General features: G+C 25.7%; 13 protein-coding genes and 1 pseudogene. 1 reads left to right on the top strand and 13 read right to left on the bottom strand.

What is annotated here, in order from left to right:
- Window positions 1-159: 159 nt before the first annotated feature.
- A complete protein-coding gene (locus QML81_RS05315) occupies window positions 160-2637 on the bottom strand; it encodes a heavy metal translocating P-type ATPase (protein ID WP_281950379.1) in 2478 nt (825 codons plus the stop codon).
- On the bottom strand, window positions 2638-3150 hold the full coding sequence (locus tag QML81_RS05310; protein WP_281950378.1) for an asparaginase domain-containing protein: 513 nt from the start codon (window positions 3148-3150) through the stop codon (window positions 2638-2640).
- A 75-nt stretch (window positions 3151-3225) separates the two neighbouring features.
- Here QML81_RS05310 and QML81_RS05305 point away from each other — a divergent pair, with 75 nt between their 5' ends.
- Complete coding sequence (locus QML81_RS05305; protein ID WP_281950377.1) at window positions 3226-3615, top strand: hypothetical protein; 390 nt, start codon at window positions 3226-3228, stop codon at window positions 3613-3615.
- On the opposite strand, the gene QML81_RS05300 is transcribed toward QML81_RS05305, so the two are convergent.
- The 11 genes and pseudogenes from QML81_RS05300 to QML81_RS05240 all read right to left on the bottom strand — a co-directional run bounded on the left by QML81_RS05300 (window position 3612) and on the right by QML81_RS05240 (window position 17216).
- The gene (locus QML81_RS05300) at window positions 3612-5816 is read right to left on the bottom strand and encodes an STT3 domain-containing protein (RefSeq protein ID WP_281950376.1); all 2205 of its coding nucleotides are present in this window, start codon (window positions 5814-5816) and stop codon (window positions 3612-3614) included. The two genes, QML81_RS05305 and QML81_RS05300, sit on opposite strands and share 4 nt — an antisense overlap.
- Before the next feature lie 86 nt (window positions 5817-5902).
- The gene (locus tag QML81_RS05295; protein WP_281950375.1) at window positions 5903-7768 is read right to left on the bottom strand and encodes a nucleoside-diphosphate sugar epimerase/dehydratase; all 1866 of its coding nucleotides are present in this window, start codon (window positions 7766-7768) and stop codon (window positions 5903-5905) included.
- On the bottom strand, window positions 7765-8370 hold the full coding sequence (locus QML81_RS05290) for a sugar transferase (protein WP_281950374.1): 606 nt from the start codon (window positions 8368-8370) through the stop codon (window positions 7765-7767). Before QML81_RS05290 ends, QML81_RS05295 begins: the two co-directional genes overlap by 4 nt.
- A gap of 3 nt (window positions 8371-8373) precedes the next feature.
- Complete coding sequence (locus QML81_RS05285) at window positions 8374-9525, bottom strand: DegT/DnrJ/EryC1/StrS family aminotransferase (protein WP_281950373.1); 1152 nt, start codon at window positions 9523-9525, stop codon at window positions 8374-8376.
- 88 nt (window positions 9526-9613) lie between these two features.
- Window positions 9614-10630 carry a glycosyltransferase family 2 protein gene (locus QML81_RS05280; protein ID WP_281950372.1) on the bottom strand — a complete coding sequence of 339 codons (1017 nt, stop codon included), beginning with the start codon at window positions 10628-10630 and terminating at the stop codon, window positions 9614-9616.
- Window positions 10623-11873, bottom strand: coding sequence for a TolB-like translocation protein (locus QML81_RS05275; RefSeq protein ID WP_281950371.1), 1251 nt, complete (start codon window positions 11871-11873; stop codon window positions 10623-10625). Before QML81_RS05275 ends, QML81_RS05280 begins: the two co-directional genes overlap by 8 nt.
- 66 nt (window positions 11874-11939) lie before the next feature.
- On the bottom strand, window positions 11940-13241 hold the full coding sequence (locus QML81_RS05270) for a glycosyltransferase (protein WP_281950370.1): 1302 nt from the start codon (window positions 13239-13241) through the stop codon (window positions 11940-11942).
- Window positions 13238-14318: pseudogene (gene wecB / locus QML81_RS09205) on the bottom strand (non-hydrolyzing UDP-N-acetylglucosamine 2-epimerase). The gene QML81_RS05270 and the pseudogene wecB overlap by 4 nt, the downstream one beginning before the upstream one ends.
- Window positions 14315-15658, bottom strand: a complete 1344-nt coding sequence (locus QML81_RS05250) for a polysaccharide deacetylase family protein (RefSeq protein WP_281950366.1) — start codon at window positions 15656-15658, stop codon at window positions 14315-14317. The pseudogene wecB and the gene QML81_RS05250 overlap by 4 nt, the downstream one beginning before the upstream one ends.
- Window positions 15655-16731, bottom strand: coding sequence for a glycosyltransferase family protein (locus tag QML81_RS05245; RefSeq protein WP_281950365.1), 1077 nt, complete (start codon window positions 16729-16731; stop codon window positions 15655-15657). The genes QML81_RS05250 and QML81_RS05245 overlap by 4 nt, the downstream gene beginning before the upstream one ends.
- Window positions 16728-17216 carry an acyltransferase gene (locus QML81_RS05240; RefSeq protein WP_281950364.1) on the bottom strand — a complete coding sequence of 163 codons (489 nt, stop codon included), beginning with the start codon at window positions 17214-17216 and terminating at the stop codon, window positions 16728-16730. Before QML81_RS05240 ends, QML81_RS05245 begins: the two co-directional genes overlap by 4 nt.
- Between the last annotated feature and the right edge of the window lie 18 nt (window positions 17217-17234).

Genomic DNA, 17234 nt, shown 5'->3' with positions numbered 1-17234 from the left:
GGCTTTCGCTCGGGCACAGACAACAAGCAGTTGTTGTCTTAAAACTTCGCTTTGCTCTCTCTCACTTCAACCTTCAACCTTCATCATAACTATACTGCTATGCCCTATTCCACTTTTCAACTTCACCCCCCCCCTTTACAGCTTCTCCGCTTCACAGCTTCACTGCTTCGCATCTTTCTCACTCATTTTAATCCTAAATGAATTACCAACAACCAAAAGTGAGCTAAGAGACATACTCAAAGCTGCAACCAACGGATTTACAAATCCTAAAATTGCAGCAGGAACTGCTATGGTATTATATATCAAAGACAGTGCAAGATTTTCTTTTATAGCTTTATAAACTCTTTTGCTTATCTTATAAGCTTCATATATGCTATATGGTTTTTCATCAAGCAATACTACATCACTAACACTTATAGCAATATCAGCCCCACTTCCCATTGCAATAGCAATATCACTGCAAGCAAGAGCTATAGAATCGTTTATACCATCTCCAGCCATTACCACAATATGACCATTTTTATGAAGTTTTTCTATAAATGAACTTTTATCTTGAGGCAAAAGCTTCGCATAATACTCATCAATCCCAACTAAATCTGCCACTTTTTTTGCTGCTTTTTCATTATCTCCTGTTAACATTATAACTTTTATACCAAGCTCTTTTATTTTTGTTATTGCTTGGGCAGTTTTTTCCTTTATCTTATCACTTAGCTCATATATTGCAACAAGTTCACTATCAATTGCAACTAAAAAAAGGCTATTTTCACTCTCTATTTCTACTTTTATACCATTTTCTCCTAAATACTCTTTGTTTCCACCGATAACTTTTTTGCCATCTACAATAGCTTCTAAACCTTTAGCTTTTATCTCTTTAAAGTTCGTAATTCGTAATTCGTGATTCGTGAAACTTGAAACTTCAAATTTATCTTTTATATTCTCCCTCTTCTCCCTTCTACCTTCATCCTTCAACCTTTCTTTCAAAAACTTCTCCACTCCTTTACTTATTGGATGATTTGAGTTTTTTACAAGTGAAAATACTATATTTTCATCAAAATCTTTTAATTTCTCATAGCTAACAACTTCAGGTTTTCCCTCAGTAATAGTTCCTGTTTTATCTAAAACCAACACATCACTTTTTGCCATTGTCTCTAACTGAGCAGCCTCTTTAAAGAGTATCCCTTTTTTAGCTGAAATCCCAAGTCCAACAAGAGTTGCCATTGGTGTAGCAAGTCCTAAAGCACAAGGACAAGCTATAACTATAACTGATATCGCAACTATTAAAGCCCTCTCAAACTCTCCTATATAAAAATACCATCCAGCAAATGTTAAAATAGCTAAACTCAATATTGTTAAACTAAAATAACCGCTTATTTGATTTGCCAACTTTTCAATTTTTGGCTTTTTGGTAATTGAATCTTCTAAAAGAGTAGCTATATTTGATAAAAGTGATGTTGAAAAATCTTTTTTTGCCTCATATCTTATAACTGAATCTAAACAGATTGAACCACTTAAAACTTCATCTCCCTCTTTTTTAAAAACAGGTTCACTCTCTCCTGTTAAGGAGCTCTCATCAAAAGAGGCACTTCCATTTATAATTACACCATCAATTACAATCTTTTCTCCAGGCTTTACCTCAATTATATCTCCAGGCTCAACATTTTCAATCAAAACAAGAGATTTTTCATTATTTTTAATTACTGTTACTTCTGTAGGAATAGTTCCAAGTACACTATCAAGAGTATCAACTGCCTGTTTTTTGCTTAAAACTTCAAGATATTTACCAACTAAAACAAAAGTAACTATCATTGTAACTGAGTCAAAATATACCTCTCCAACTCTTGTAATCATTGCATAAATAGAGTAAATATAGGCTAAACTTGCTCCGCTTGCTACAAGCAGATCCATATTAACAAATCTATTTTTAAGTCCATAATATGCACCTTTAAAATAGACCCATCCACTATAAAAAAGAGTCGGAGTTGCTAAAACAAACTCAGCAACATTTAAAATATCTTTTATATCTTGTCTCATTCCTGTAAAAAAGCCAACATATTGAGCAATTGCAATCCACATAATATTCATAGTAGCAAATACAGCTACCAAAATCCTAGCATAATAGTCTCTTCTTGCTTTAGTGGCTCTTTCTTCTTGAAGTTTTGGATCATATGGATATGCGTTATAACCAATCGATCTTATAGTCTCAATGATTTTTGAAAGCTTTATCTCCTCTGGATCCCAAACTATTTTTGCTTTATTGTTTGTATAGTTTATACTTGCTTCAATAATTCCTGGAGTTTGATGTAAAACCTTCTCATTTAACCAAACACAAGCAGCACAATGTATTCCTTCCATAATCAAATTTATTTCATAAAGTCCATCTTCTCTTTTTTTTACATATTTATTTATAAATCCTTCTAAATCAAACTTTTCTAAATCTTCTTTTTTTTGCTGAGCAGGTTGAAGCTTTGTATCTCCAAGTTTTTCATAAAAGCTATCAAGTCCTTCACTTTTTAATAGATGATATACCCCTTGACACCCTTTACAGCAAAAATATTTCTTTTCACCTTCTATCTCATCTTCTATCATTACACTCTCATCAAATTCCAAATGGCAATGATCACATTTAATTTTCCCCATCTATTTCCTTTGTTCGAAGTCCGACTTCGAAGTAAATTTTCCTATTTTTCTGTTTTTATATATTTTGTTATATGGCAAAACTAAAGAGTGCATAGCTATAAAAACTCCCTCTTCAAAATCAAGAAGAATTTTTGATAGAGCTAAGGTAAAATTGGCTGTTGCTTCAACCTGATTTATACTAAAAGGCTTCATTGCTCCAGTAAAAACTATACATTTATCTTTTATATTTTTTGCAACAAACTCTGCACTTTTATCCATTGTATCGGTTCCATGAATAACAATAATCTTTTTACTATCACTATTTTTTATATTTTCTAAAAGTATTTCTCTATCTTTTTCATCCATATCAAGACTATCTTTAAAGATTATCCCTTTTAATTCATACTTGAAGTTGTTACAAAAAGCTTCCAAAATCTTCTCAACTGCAAGATTATCTTTTGGAACGATTAATTTTCCAATAACTGGATCATATCTTTTATTGAAAGTTCCACCTGTATTTATGATAGTTATCATTGAAAACCTTTTCTCTTTATAGGCATAATTTTAGTCAAATTAGATTAAAATAACAAAAAAATTTTAGGTGAGATTATGGATGAAAGATTTATTTATCTAATTATTTTAATAATATTTGAAATTTACGAAGCCTCTTGGCAAAAAGCTGATACTTTTTTTAAAATAGTTGAAAATATTTTTGATAAATTTAAAAAGGGACAAATATATTTTTATCTTTCTCATCCTTCATTATGGTTTATTTTATTTATTGCAATCAAATATAATATTTTTAATTTTTGGATGGTTTTTATGATTTTACTTAAAATTAGCGATATAGCTTTTAAGCTATGGATTATAGAATCTCTAATAAAAGGAAAAAAAATAGAAGAGATTATCGGTTTGCCAGCTGATATAAAAATATCTCCTTATATGATCTATATAAATACTTTTGTATATACATTTTTATTTTATAAGGCAATTTTTTAAATTTTTACCCTAAATATCTTACTCCATGGCGAAATTATAACAGGCTCAAAAAGATCTTTATCATAATTATTAAAAACAAACATTTGAATATATAATGAGTTTAACATTTCATCATCTAAAATTAAAAAGCTTCTGTAACTTTGTAGATAAATCACAGATAATGGAGCTTTTTCTCTTAGATTCTGTTTTTGTTTGATAATTTTTCCGCCTTTTGTATAAGCTACCGTATAAAAAGCTTTAAGTGGAACTATCTTTTTACCAAAAAGAAGAACTCCTTTTCTTTTATCTAAAAATATTCCTCTTCCAAGATATATTTTATCCTTGCTATCTTTGAAAAACTCTGTATAGTATATAAAAGGATTTGATTTTTTATTTCCAGTTATTAGATCAATATTACTAAACTCTTTAACAGTTGGGAATATTTCCATCATTCTAAGAGGTAGATATATATAAACTTCTCTAGTTTTTTCTGGAAGTTTTATATCATTGTATCTAAGATTTTCTAAAAATTCATTTGGATTTATCTGATTTTTCTTTCTGTTTTGAAACAGTACATCAGCAACTGAAAAATGGTATGATGCCACATATTTTTCTTTATTTCCAAAGATAAATTCATCAGGTATCTTTGAAATATCCAATTTTTCTTCTTCATATTTTTTATACCATTTTATCTGCTCTGCATATTTCTCAACTGCAATTCTTGAAAGCCTTGCAGCTTCAAGCTGAGATGATGTAGATAAAATCTCAGAAATTATAAAATTGTCATGTTTATGTTTTGAACCATCAATCAAAGTTATTTTTTCTGCATAAAACCATATAGGATATCCATAATCCCACCATGTTAAAACAAAATCTTTTGGCGAACTTTTTCTTTTTAAAAGATCTAATGCTTCAACTTCGCTTTTGTTAAAAACTGTTGGAACTTTATATTCAATTACATGTAAAATATTTGGTATTAAGGCTGCTATTGTAAAAACAAAAACTGCAACATATCTTACATATCTATTTTTTATCCATATAGTAAATATCCAAAAAAGATATACAAGAGAAAAAGCTAAAAATGGAACAGCATATATTGTAAATCTAAGACCACCTTTTAAAGCAAATATTCCAAGACCTACAAAAACTAAACTTATTGCAAAATTTCTTTTTTTCCAGATAAGCAAAACATATCCAAGTAAAGATAGTAAAAAAAGTGAAATATGCCCACTTATCCTATTTGATAAAGTCTCAAAAGATATGCCTGAGGCTTCTCTAATAGTTTGCATAACTTTATAAAAATGAAGCCCCTCCTCTATTGTTCCTTCTTTAAAAAAATATGCTGAAAATCTTCCCCAAATACTAAAAATGGCTTTGCTCCATATAAAAAATATAGCTATTGCAATAAAAGCAATATATTTTTCATAATTTTTAGAGATTTTTTGGGTTTTTAAAAGTATATAAAATATTATTACCAATAGTATTTTTATTAAAATATATAACGGAAACAAAGATGTATATAGCAAAATTAAACTAGGATAGAAAAACTCATCTTTTCTATGAAAAATAAAAGCATAAATAGTATATAAAATTATAAGCCCATAAAGAACATTTTCTCCAGGAATATATAAAAAAGGATATATACAAGAAATTAAAGATGCCCAAAAAATAGCATTTAAAGACTTTTTTTCAATAGACAAAACTAAAAAATAAAATATAAAAGTTATAACCATAACACTAAACATATCAGTGTCATAATAACCAAACATTGTTCTATTATAATAGCTCCAGATTATTGAAGCTAGTATAGCTGCAAAAAAACCTACCATGGTTAGTTTATAAATTCTTCCAAGAAGTATAATTGGAACAATTATCAAAGAAGCAAAAAAACCAGGCATATAAAGCAATATTGTCTCAAAAGAAAAAGGCAATATTTTTACAAGTATCGACGTTACAAAAACAAGTCCTCTATCCCAAAATTCTGGCACTAAAGGATTAAATTGATGCATTTTATAAAGAGCTTTTTGTACACCGCTTGCAAAAAAGTATCCATCATTTGTATTTATCATAATCTGACCATTCCAAAAAAATTCTGGAAAGCCTGAAGCCCAATATATCCAATAATATCTAACTGCTAAAGAAAAAATATAAGCTATCAAAATAAGAGCGATAATACTTTTCGTTGAAAATTTTTCATCATCAAAATTAAATATTTTTTCCACAAATTTTCCTTATTTGAAAAAATCTTTATTATTCTAACTGGAATTTCTAAAAATTTGTAATAGTCTAAAATGATATATTAGATAATTTAATCTTCTTGATAAAAAGGTACGATTTTACCTAAAAATTTCTTTATTTCTTCTGGATTTTCAACTGAAATATTCTTTAATTTATCTAAATAATCATTTAACTCTTCTAATGAAAATATTTGTGGATTTCTTGCAATATATACTTTTTCATGGTAAGTTTTATCTGTTCCCTCTTCTGCAGTTAATAACTCTTCAAATAATTTTTCGCCAGCCCTTAAGCCAGTAAATATAATATCTATATCTTTATATGGTTCTAAGTTTTGTAATTTAATTAGTTCTTCTGCTAATGCAACAATTTTTACTTCTTCACCCATATCAAGAACAAAAACTTCTCCCCCACTTCCCATTGCCGCAGCCTGAAAAACAAGTAAAACTGCCTCTGGAATTGTCATAAAGTATCTTTTCATTTCTGGATGGGTCACTGTAACAGGGCCACCTTTTTTTATTTGTTCAAGAAAAATAGGAATAACACTTCCTCGACTTCCTAACACATTTCCAAATCTTACAGATATAAATTTTGTTTTATTTAGTTGATTAAAACTATTACATATTATCTCAGCAAATCTTTTTGTTGCTCCCATTATACTAGTAGGATTTACCGCTTTATCAGTAGATATATTTATAAATTTTTTAACATTATATTTGATAGACATATAAGTCAAATTATATGTTCCAAATACATTTGTCTTTACAGCTTCTTCTGGAAAATATTCCATTAAAGGAACATGTTTATAAGCTGCAGCATGAAAGATAATATCTGGAATATATTTTTGAAAAATTTTATCCAATTTTTCTATATCTTTAACATCTCCAACAATAGGAATAAACTCTATTTCTGAATTTTTTAACTTTTCTGAAAGTTCTAAAGTTAGATTATGAAGCTCGGTCTCATCTATCTCAAAAGCTATTATGCTATTTGGCTTAAAGTCAATTAGTTGCCTTACTATTTCGCTTCCTATTGAACCACCAGCTCCTGTTACTAATATTTTTTTATTTTTTAAAAGATTGAAAATTTGATCTCTATCTATTTTAATTTCTTCTCTAAAAAGTAAGTCTTCTATAGATATATCTTTTAAACTTTTTACAGTTATTTCTATATTTTCAGGAAGGTTTTTAAGACTAGGAACAATCTTTATCTCTTGTGTTCCTAAATCTTTTATAAGATTATGTATTTTTTTGATATCTTTATGATTGAGGCTTGGAATTGCTAATATTACAGTTTCTATTTTGTTTTCTTTAATAATATAAGGAATATCTTTTATTTTTCCTAAAACTGGTATTCCATGAATTATAGTCCCTATTTTATTTGGATCATCATCAACAAAAGCAACGGGATTATATTGAGTATCTTTTATTAATCCTCTTGCTATTCTTTCACCTGTTGCACCTATTCCTATTATTAATGTATTTTTACCACTTTTTTTTACACTGAAAATTTCTAAATAAATTCTTTTTGAAATTCTTAAAATTCCTATTAAGATCAAAGAAATAGCAAAATCTATAATTATTATCGATTTTGGAATGGAAAAATGATTTAAATTTAATTGAAGAAACCAATTTATTATAAAAAATATAAAAGAGACTAAAAAAAGATCAAATGAAATCTTAAATAACTCTCTTAAGCTAACAAATCTCCAGTTTATATTATAGATATTTGATAAATATAAAACTCCAATCTTAACAAAAACAAAAATTGGAGTCCAAAAAATAATTGATGATTTATAATTATCTGGTATATTAAAATCAAATCTCAAAAGAAAAGCAAGTATAAAACTAATTGTAAATAAAAAAATATCACTTAATAAAAAAAATAAAAACCTTTTTGTTTTTGTAGGTTTTAATAAAGTTTCAATTTTACTTATCATCTAATTATTTCCGCAATTGTTCTAAGAATAAGTTTTAAATCTGTTAAAAAACTTATATCATGTATATATTTTTGATAATATTTTATTTTTTCTGGTAATATATTTTCAAGATATACTTTTTCCGTATTTTTAGCATCTTTTAAGACTTTTTCTTCATCTATATACTCTAAAGCTGCATAATCTGTAATTCCTGGTTTAACTTTTAAAATATCTTCATATTCTTTTTTATAAGCTTTTACATATTTTGGCACTTCTGGTCTTGGACCAACTAAGCTCATATCACCTTTTAAAACATTGATTAGTTGGGGGAGTTCATCTAGTTTGTATTTTCTCAAAAATTTTCCAATTTTTGTTATCCTAGGATCATTTCCTTTAGTAACTTGTGCACCAATTTTTTCCGCATTTTCAACCATAGTTCTAAATTTATATATCTTAAAAAATTTACCATTTTGTCCTACTCTAATTTGTTTAAAAAAAATGCTACCGCCGTCTTCATTTTTTATAAGCATTGCTATTATAATGAAAACAGGCAATAAAAGTATCAGACCTATTAATGATAAAATAAAATCTATTAGCCTTTTTATATATTGTTTATATAACACTCATTACCTTTTATATTTTTTTACTATATCTATTACATTTTCAATGACATAATTAATCTCTTCTAAATTCATTCCAGGAAAAATAGGCAAAGAAATCACTCTTTCAAAAATCCATTCACTATTTAGAAAATCTTCTACTTTATAATTAAAATGGTTTTTATAGTAAGAAAACCTATAAAGAGGAATAAAATGAACACTTGTTCCGACTCCTCTGTTTTTAAGCTCTTCTATAAATTGATTTCTATCTATTTTTAATGCTTCAATATTTAGCTTTAAAGGATAAAGATGCCAGGAAGATATTCTATCTTCTTTAACTTTATAAAGTATTAACTCTTCACAGCCTGTAAATGCTTTATTATAAAGATTTGCTATTTTTTCTCTTTCTTTCCACATCCATTCAAGTTTATTAAGCTGAGCAAGCCCAAGGGCTGAGTTTATATCTGTAGTATTATATTTATAACCATTTTCAATAACATCATACTCCCAGCTTCCCTCTTTAGAATATCTTTTCCACGCATCTTTACTTATTCCATGAAGTCTTAAAATTCTAATCTTTTCTGCCCATTCATCCTTTTCAGTTGTTACCATTCCCCCTTCACCAGTAGCAAGTGTTTTTGTTGCATAAAAACTAAAAGCTGTTAAATCTCCAATAGTTCCTATTTTTTTGTCTTTATACCATGCAGGTAGAGCATGAGCAGCATCTTCTATAAAATAAAGATTATATTTTTTTGCAATTTCTAAGATTTCATCCATATCAGCAGGTTGTCCTGAAAAATGAACAGGGATAATTACTTTTGTTTTCGGCGTAATTTTTTCTTCTATTTTTGAAGCATCTATAAGATGTGTATCTTTTTCTATATCTATTAAAACAGGTTTTGCTTTGAAGTAATTAACAACTTCAGCTGTAGCAACAAAAGTAGTAGCAGGAACTATAACCTCATCTCCTTCTTTTAATCCTATAGCCCTAAGTGCCAAATGTAGTCCTGCGGTACATGAATTAACTGCTATAGCATTTTTAGATCCAATATAATCTTTAAATTTACTCTCAAAATCTATAGTTTTTTTCCCCATTGTAATCCAGCCTTTTTTAAGGCTGTCTATAACTTCATTAATTTCTTCATCTGTTATATATGGTCTATGAAATGGTATCTGCATATCTGTTCCTAATCTTGAAACTATAATTTCCTTAAAACTCTATCAAATTTTTTGCTAACTTAAAAAAGAATGATTTGTCATATTACAACTAATAAATAGGAACTTTAAAATAATTATCAAAATATTTTCTCATTCTCATTATAAGTTTATCAATTAAAGCCTTTAATGATCCCAAACCATAAGAAATATGAAATATAGGAAATAGAAAGAAAAGTAAAAACTTTCTATAACTTTTACCATCATTTAATGAAAAGATTAATACCAAAATAAAATATAATATTAACGGCAATAGATATAATAAATCAAACCATTCAATATCAATAAATTTTAAAAATATAGGAATAGAAATTAAATATGAAACAAACAAAAGCGGAATTTTATGTCTTATATATGATTTAGAAGAAGCTATTATCCAATATCCATCGCTAAACGCTTTTTTTACTAAATCTTTTACATTATTCCTTACAAAATATTTTGCTTTCATATTTGGATTTGTAACAAATTTATAACCTTCATTAGAAATTCTTTTGTGAAGTTCAATATCTTGATTTCTTTTGAGATTTTCATTGAATAACCCTACTTTATCAAAAATATCCCGTTTATAAAGACCAAAAACTGATGTATCAGTAAATTCTAATTTTTTTACTCCTGTTCTAAAAGCTGAATTTCCAACTCCAAATTTAGAGGAAAATAAATCAGCAATAACTTCGCCCCAAAAACCTTCTCCTACATTTTTTAATACTCCACCTACACAAGCTACTTTTTCATCTAACTGTTTAAGTGATGAAACTCCTTCTTTAATATAATTTTTACATAGTTTACTGTGTGCATCTGGTCGAATCACATATTTTCCTATAGCAAGCTTTATTCCAATGTTCCAACCACTTGCTAAAATTTTTTTTGGGTTTTCTACTATTTTCCATCTAAATTTTTTGTTTTTCAAATAATTCTCAGCTAATTCTCTTGTTCTATCTTCACTCATACCATCAACAATTAATAATTCCCAAATATTATTATCTTCAAATTGCTTTTCTATTGATCTTATGCATTCAACTATATATTTTTCCTCATTTCGTACAACTATTATTACACTTACCTTAATCATTTTTTAAACCCATCATATATAAATACCTTTTTCCTTCATGTACACTGTCAAAAAATATTTTTTTTCCATCGAAACTAAATCTTGGATGTAAATCGCATCTTGTTTCACTATAATAATCAAAGCTTTGAAAAAATTCTCCTAATTCTTCTAGTTTATTTGTTTTCAAATTATATATAAATAGATGTAAGATTCTAGATTTATCTGGATATGTGTCAAATACTATATTATTTTTATAAATATTTGGATGACCATCTCCAAATTTATCAATAATATTCTTGCCAATTACTTTTTTTTCTAAAGTATTTATATTTATCATATAATATTTATCTCCATCAAACTCTCTTAAATATCCAAAAATATTTTCATTATCATACCAAAAACAATGACTTACCATTCCACTATTAACAACTATTTTTAAATTACTACCATCTACATTTGCTATTAACAAAGTATCTAATTTTTGATTATTTTCTAAAAACCATCTATGCATAAACATTATTTTTTTACCATTTGGGGAAATCATTATATGGTTAAATTTATGTTTTTTTGCTACATTGCTTTTAGGATTAATTTCTATAGCATCTTGCAAAGAAATAATCAATTTTACTTTGTTGTTTATTAAATCTATAAAATATAAGCCATCATTTTCGTTATCTTTCCAATTAATATCTAAATTTTTATTTTTATATGCATAATCTCCTCTACCTATTCCAAGTCTTTCGAAATTTAAACTAAAAGCAAATTTGTCTTTAAAAACATCATAAATAGGAAAATCAATTATTTTAAAACTTTCTGCTTTTATATCATATATTTTAGACTTATAATCATTATCTTCAAATATATTATAAATAAATCTATAATCATCTACCCACATAAGCCTTGAGCCTTGTTGCCAATTATATGCATAACTTTTATCAATAAGTTTAAATTTACCATTTTTAATATCATACAAAATTATATCTATCGGAATAGAAGGATTTGGCAATTGCTTAGTAGAAGTATTAGAGGAATGAAATATAATAAATTCATTAGTTTTATTAATAGGTGATTTATCATAATAACCAAAAAAAGATTCTTTAGATAGATAAGTAATTTTTTTTAATTCATATTTACTTTTATAATTATAATCTTTTTTATTTATTAAATAATTTATCTTTTGATAGTTTTTTTTGACAAATAATTTAAATTTAGGAAATTTTGACAAAAAATAAGCTATAGATCTTTCCAGTTTATTATATCGCATTAATCTTCCTCTATCTTTTATAATAAAATACTTGCAATTCTAAAAGATGCTCGAAAAAAATCAAATTTAACTTTCCATTATTTCAATTAATCGTAACACTTGTTTATCTCTTGAATATTTCTCAATTTTACTAACTATAGGATTATAAAAATCAATCTTTTTATTTAAGAGGATTTTCTTTAATTCTTGTTTTAGTAAATCTTTATTTGTAAATAATTTTCCTGTTTTAGTTTTTTCAATCAATTTCCCAGCTTCATTTTCATTATTTATACCAATACCTAAAATAGGACGTCCACTAACTAAATATTCAAATAATTTTCCCGTTAATACTCCTTTTGCAGAGGGATCGTTCCATTCCAAAAGCAAAAGCATATCAGATTCTTTTTGAACTTTTAAAGATTCTTCTCTTGAAACAAAACCTTTAATATTAATGATATCGTATTTGTTATAATTTTTAGATTTTATAATATCATCTAACTGCTTTTTATTATTTCCATAAAAATTTATTTCTATTTGAGATTTTTCAATAAATCCTTCTTCTATCAATTCATTACAAGCTTCAAATAAAATAGAAGGATCTTGTTTCCCAGGATAAATTGTTCCCAAGTATGAAATAACTAATTTGTTACTTATTTTAGGTTTTACTTTTAGGGTATTTTTCCAATTATGGAATTCCTCAGGGTCAAAACCATTTTCTATGGTATAGATTTTTTTAGTAGGATAGTGTTTTTTCATCTCTTCTGTAAGTGGATTGGAGACAGTTATAATTTTATCAACATTTGAAAGAATTTTTTTTTCTTTATACTTTTCATAAATTCCAAAAATACCTTTTGCATAAAAAACATGATTATATGCCCATAAATCCCTAAAATCAGCAATCCATTGTAAATGAGGATATAATTTTTTTAATTTATGTGAAATAACTGATACAGCTGGGGGAGAATATGAACTAATAATAAAATCAATTTCTTCTTTTTCTATAATTTTTTTCGCTTCTTTAATAGCTGGGTTTATCCATAGATCATGTATATCAAATAAGCTTCCTATATAATTTCTAAATTTTCTAATAATTAATTTTAATTTTGTGATGTTATTTGAATTATCTTTATTATTACTTTTTACAATTCTTTCTTTATTATCTAGTTTTTTCTTTAATAAATTAGGTAAAAAATCTACTTCTATTTTTTTCACATTTTCAGGAAGTTTCTCATCTAATCCCAATGGCCCCATAAAAGAATATTTCTTTGTAGTCAATACAAAAACTTCATAACCATTTTTTGCTAAATATTTACTCCATTGTCCTACTCTTAATGTTGGTATTCTATTCTGAGGATAAAAAAAAGTTGTTATAAATAAAATTTTTTTCATTTTAAAATTTCCTTAACTATTTTCTCACTTGCTCTTCCATCTCCATATAAATTTAATGAATAGTTATTAGTTATTAGTGATTGGTTGTTTGTAAATTTTTTATAACTCTCAATAATCTTTTCTTTATCTGCACCAACTAATGTATTAAATCCATTTTCTACAAGCTCTATCCATTCTGTTTCATCTCTTAATGTTATACATGGTTTTTTAAAAATAAGCCTCTTTTTGTAACCCTCCACTATCTGTAATAACACGCCTACAATTATCCAAAAGCCATAATATTTCAAAATAACCTACTGGATCAATAATAGTGATAGTAGATTGAGATAGATTTTTTAATTTTTGTTTTGTTCTTGGATGAAGTGGTAAAACAATTTGAATTTCTTTTCCAATCTCTTCTAGCGCTTCAAAAATATTTTCTAATCTCTCTATATTATCTGTATTTTCAGCTCTATGAATAGTACATAATATAAAATCTTTTTCTATTCTTAAATTTTCAGGTTTTTTTGCAAATTTTTTATAATAAAGAACTGCATCATACATTACATCACCAACATTAACTATTTTTTGACAATAATTATTTGATAATTTAAATGGAAATCCTTCTTTTTTAAATTTTGAACTGCTGTTTCAGTTGGACAAAATAGTATATTGCTTATTCTATCTGTAAGAATTCTATTTATCTCTTCTGGCATTTTCATATTAAAACTTCTAAGCCCTGCTTCTACATGAGCTAATTTTATATGAAGTTTCCTTGCAACTAAAACTCCAGCCAATGTAGAATTAGTATCTCCATATACTAATATCCAATCAGGCTTTTCTTTTAATGCAATTTCTTCAATCTTTTCTATCATTTGACATGTCATCGCACCATGAGATTTTCCTCCAACTCCTAAAAAATAATTAGGCTTTGATATTTTCATTTCTTCAAAAAAAAATATCAGACATATTAATATCATAATGCTTGTCTGTATGAACAATAATTTCTTTAATATCCGGATATTTTTTAATTTCTCTACTTACTACCGCTGCTTTTATAAATTGCAGCCTTGCTCCTAGTATTGTAAAATTTTTCATTTTTTCAAAACTTTCTCATAAATGTATTGAAATTTTAACCAATTTAAAGTATTAAAACTGCTATTATGCCATAAAAACACAAATTCTCCATTATATTTTCTTACTTTATTTATTAATTCAAAAATTTTTTGTTCCATTTTTTGTGGAGTTATATTTTGTTGATAAGTAGTAAAACTACCTTCCATTATTATTAATGGTTTTTCTTTCAATTTTAATTTTTTTCTACTTAAAATATTAAATACAGAAGAAGGATAGCAAACTCCACATCTAAATCCCTCTTTATCAGCATATGATAAAGTTGAATCCCACTCCATATTATTATCTTCCCATATTTGCCAGGTTGTAGGAACTTCAAATCTTAGAAAATGTTGTCTTCCAAATTTTAATTCTTGGTTTATTATTTTTTCGATTTTTTCTTTATCTTTTCTAAATAATCCTTCATTATTATAAGAATTATAAGATGGATGATATCCTAAAAAATGACCTCTATTTTGAATTTTATCTGCAATTTTCTTTAAAAATTTATTATTATCAATATCATATTTTGAAGCAGTGCTTGAGTGTAAAAAAAAATATGATTTTGTATTATTTTTTTCACTAATATCCATTAAATAATCAAATGTATCAAAAGGATCTTTTATTAAATCTAAATGGAACTTTAACTTATTAATTATATTGCTATAAGCTAGTTTAATATTTTTTCTTTTTACAATATCTCCAATAATTTCTCTTAATCCACTTTTTAAACTTGCATATTTATAGACAAAATCAACATCATGAGTTAAAACTAATTCAAACTCTCTTTTTTTTCTCTCTTGATTTATACCTAGAAATTTCAACATATTCCATAGCATCTCAACATACTCATTTACAACAGGTCTATCTAAAAAATTATATTTATAAGCTAAACTAGCATATGAAGGAAAACGATTATGTTTGTCTCTAACTTTATTTACATACTCTTCCCACCTAGTTAACATAAAAAAAGAAGAAGCAAAAATGTCTATTCCACAAATAATCTCATTTTTATTCATTAAAATTCTATTTTTGCCATAAATAATAGGTAAATTATCTTCTACTAAAAAAATATTATTCTCTTTTTTAGAATAAGTTATTTTTTCAGAAATGTTTTTTAATTTCAAATAATCTAAATCTTTTTTAAATTTATTAAAAAAACTATCTTCAAATATTAATTTTTTCCCATTTTCTAGAAGAATTTCATAATTTTTTATATTTTCAATTTCAATTTTATAATGTAGTCCTAAAAATTCATTAAAAATCACATCTATAATATATTTTCTTTCTGGAATGTTATTAGTCGGTAATTTGATTATAATCATCTAAATAAACCTTTTACTATCTTTATTAATTTATACTTATAAATTTTTTGCGAATATCTTTTATTATATAGATCAACTGCATTTAAGGATAAACTTTTATAAAAACTTTTATTTTCTATCAATTTTTGTATATCTTCCTTTTTATCAAAAAAAACACCACATCCTTTTTCAATTTTTTCTTTTGTAGGTATTCTATAATTACCTATAATAGGAATACCCATTGCCATATAATCTATATCTTTATTAGCTTCTTGCGTAGCATAACTAAAATGAACAGGTTTTATTAAACTAACACCTATTATTCTATATTTATCAAAAATATCTTTCAATTTTTTTTCTAATTCATCTGGAGAAAGTCTAGGAAAATAAACAATTAAATTTTCTTTTTTTAAGTCTTCTATTTTTTCATTTAATTCCTTTTCTTTAATATTTCCAAAAATATATCCTTTTATTTTATATTTTTTTATAAAATCCAATATTTCCTCAGCCCCTTTATCTTTTGAAAATAAACCTAAATATAAAAAAATTACTTCTTTTTGTTCATAGTTAATTATAAATTTATTTTCAAAAGGAGAAGAATAATAGATAATATTACTTTTTAAAGGTAAAATATATTCATTTAAAGCTTTTGAATTAACAATAATTTCATCACAAAAATTTTTAACTAACAATTTTTCTAAAAAAGAAAATATTGATTTTAAAAACTTTAGATTTTTAATTATTTGATGTTTTTTTGAAAGATTATAAAAATGGAGTTCTACATTATTATCTAAAGTTTCATAAATAACTTTTTTATTAAAAATTTTGGCTAAGATACTAATAGGCAAATATTGTAAATCTGTGATATAAATGACTTTAACTTCTTTTTTATATTTTAGAATATAACTAATACTTTTAAAAAAAGCAACTATATTGAAAAAACCTAAACTAAAATAGTTAATTTTATTCAATTCTGTTTTTGAATTTAAATTATGAAAAAAAATTTTATAACCATTTTTTTCTAAAATTTCTTTCGTAATTTTTATACGTGGATGAAAAGGGTTCAATGAATTAGGCGTAAGAAGTAAAATCATTTTAAATTTTCTATTTTACATATTTTTTTTACAGGATTTCCAGCATAAAAATATCCGGATTCTAAATTTCTATTTACAAAACTATTTGCACCAATAATTACATTTTTTCCTATTTTTACTCCACCGCTTATAATACAATGAGATGCTATCCAGACATTATTTTCAATAACAATATCTTCATAAATATGTTCTTTAATAGGCCATATATTAATTTTCAATTTTCCTGTATGTAAAACACTATAGGAACTAATTACAACATTATCCCCTATAATTATTTTACCATTTGCACTTAAAATAGTTCCTTCATTTAAACTGCAATTATTTCCAATTTTTATATTACATCTATTACCAAAAATTTTAACATTACCATAAATTTGTAAATTTTTACCATACTGTATTCCAAAAAGTTTTAATTTATAAAAATTATTTTTAATTTTATAAATTATTCTTTTATTTAAAAAATTTATAGTTTTGCATAAATTCACAAAACTCCTTTATTTAAC

The organism is Nitrosophilus kaiyonis, assembly GCF_027943725.1.
GTDB lineage: Bacteria > Campylobacterota > Campylobacteria > Campylobacterales > Nitratiruptoraceae > Nitrosophilus_A > Nitrosophilus_A kaiyonis.
This window is presented reverse-complemented; position numbering and strand designations above follow the sequence as displayed.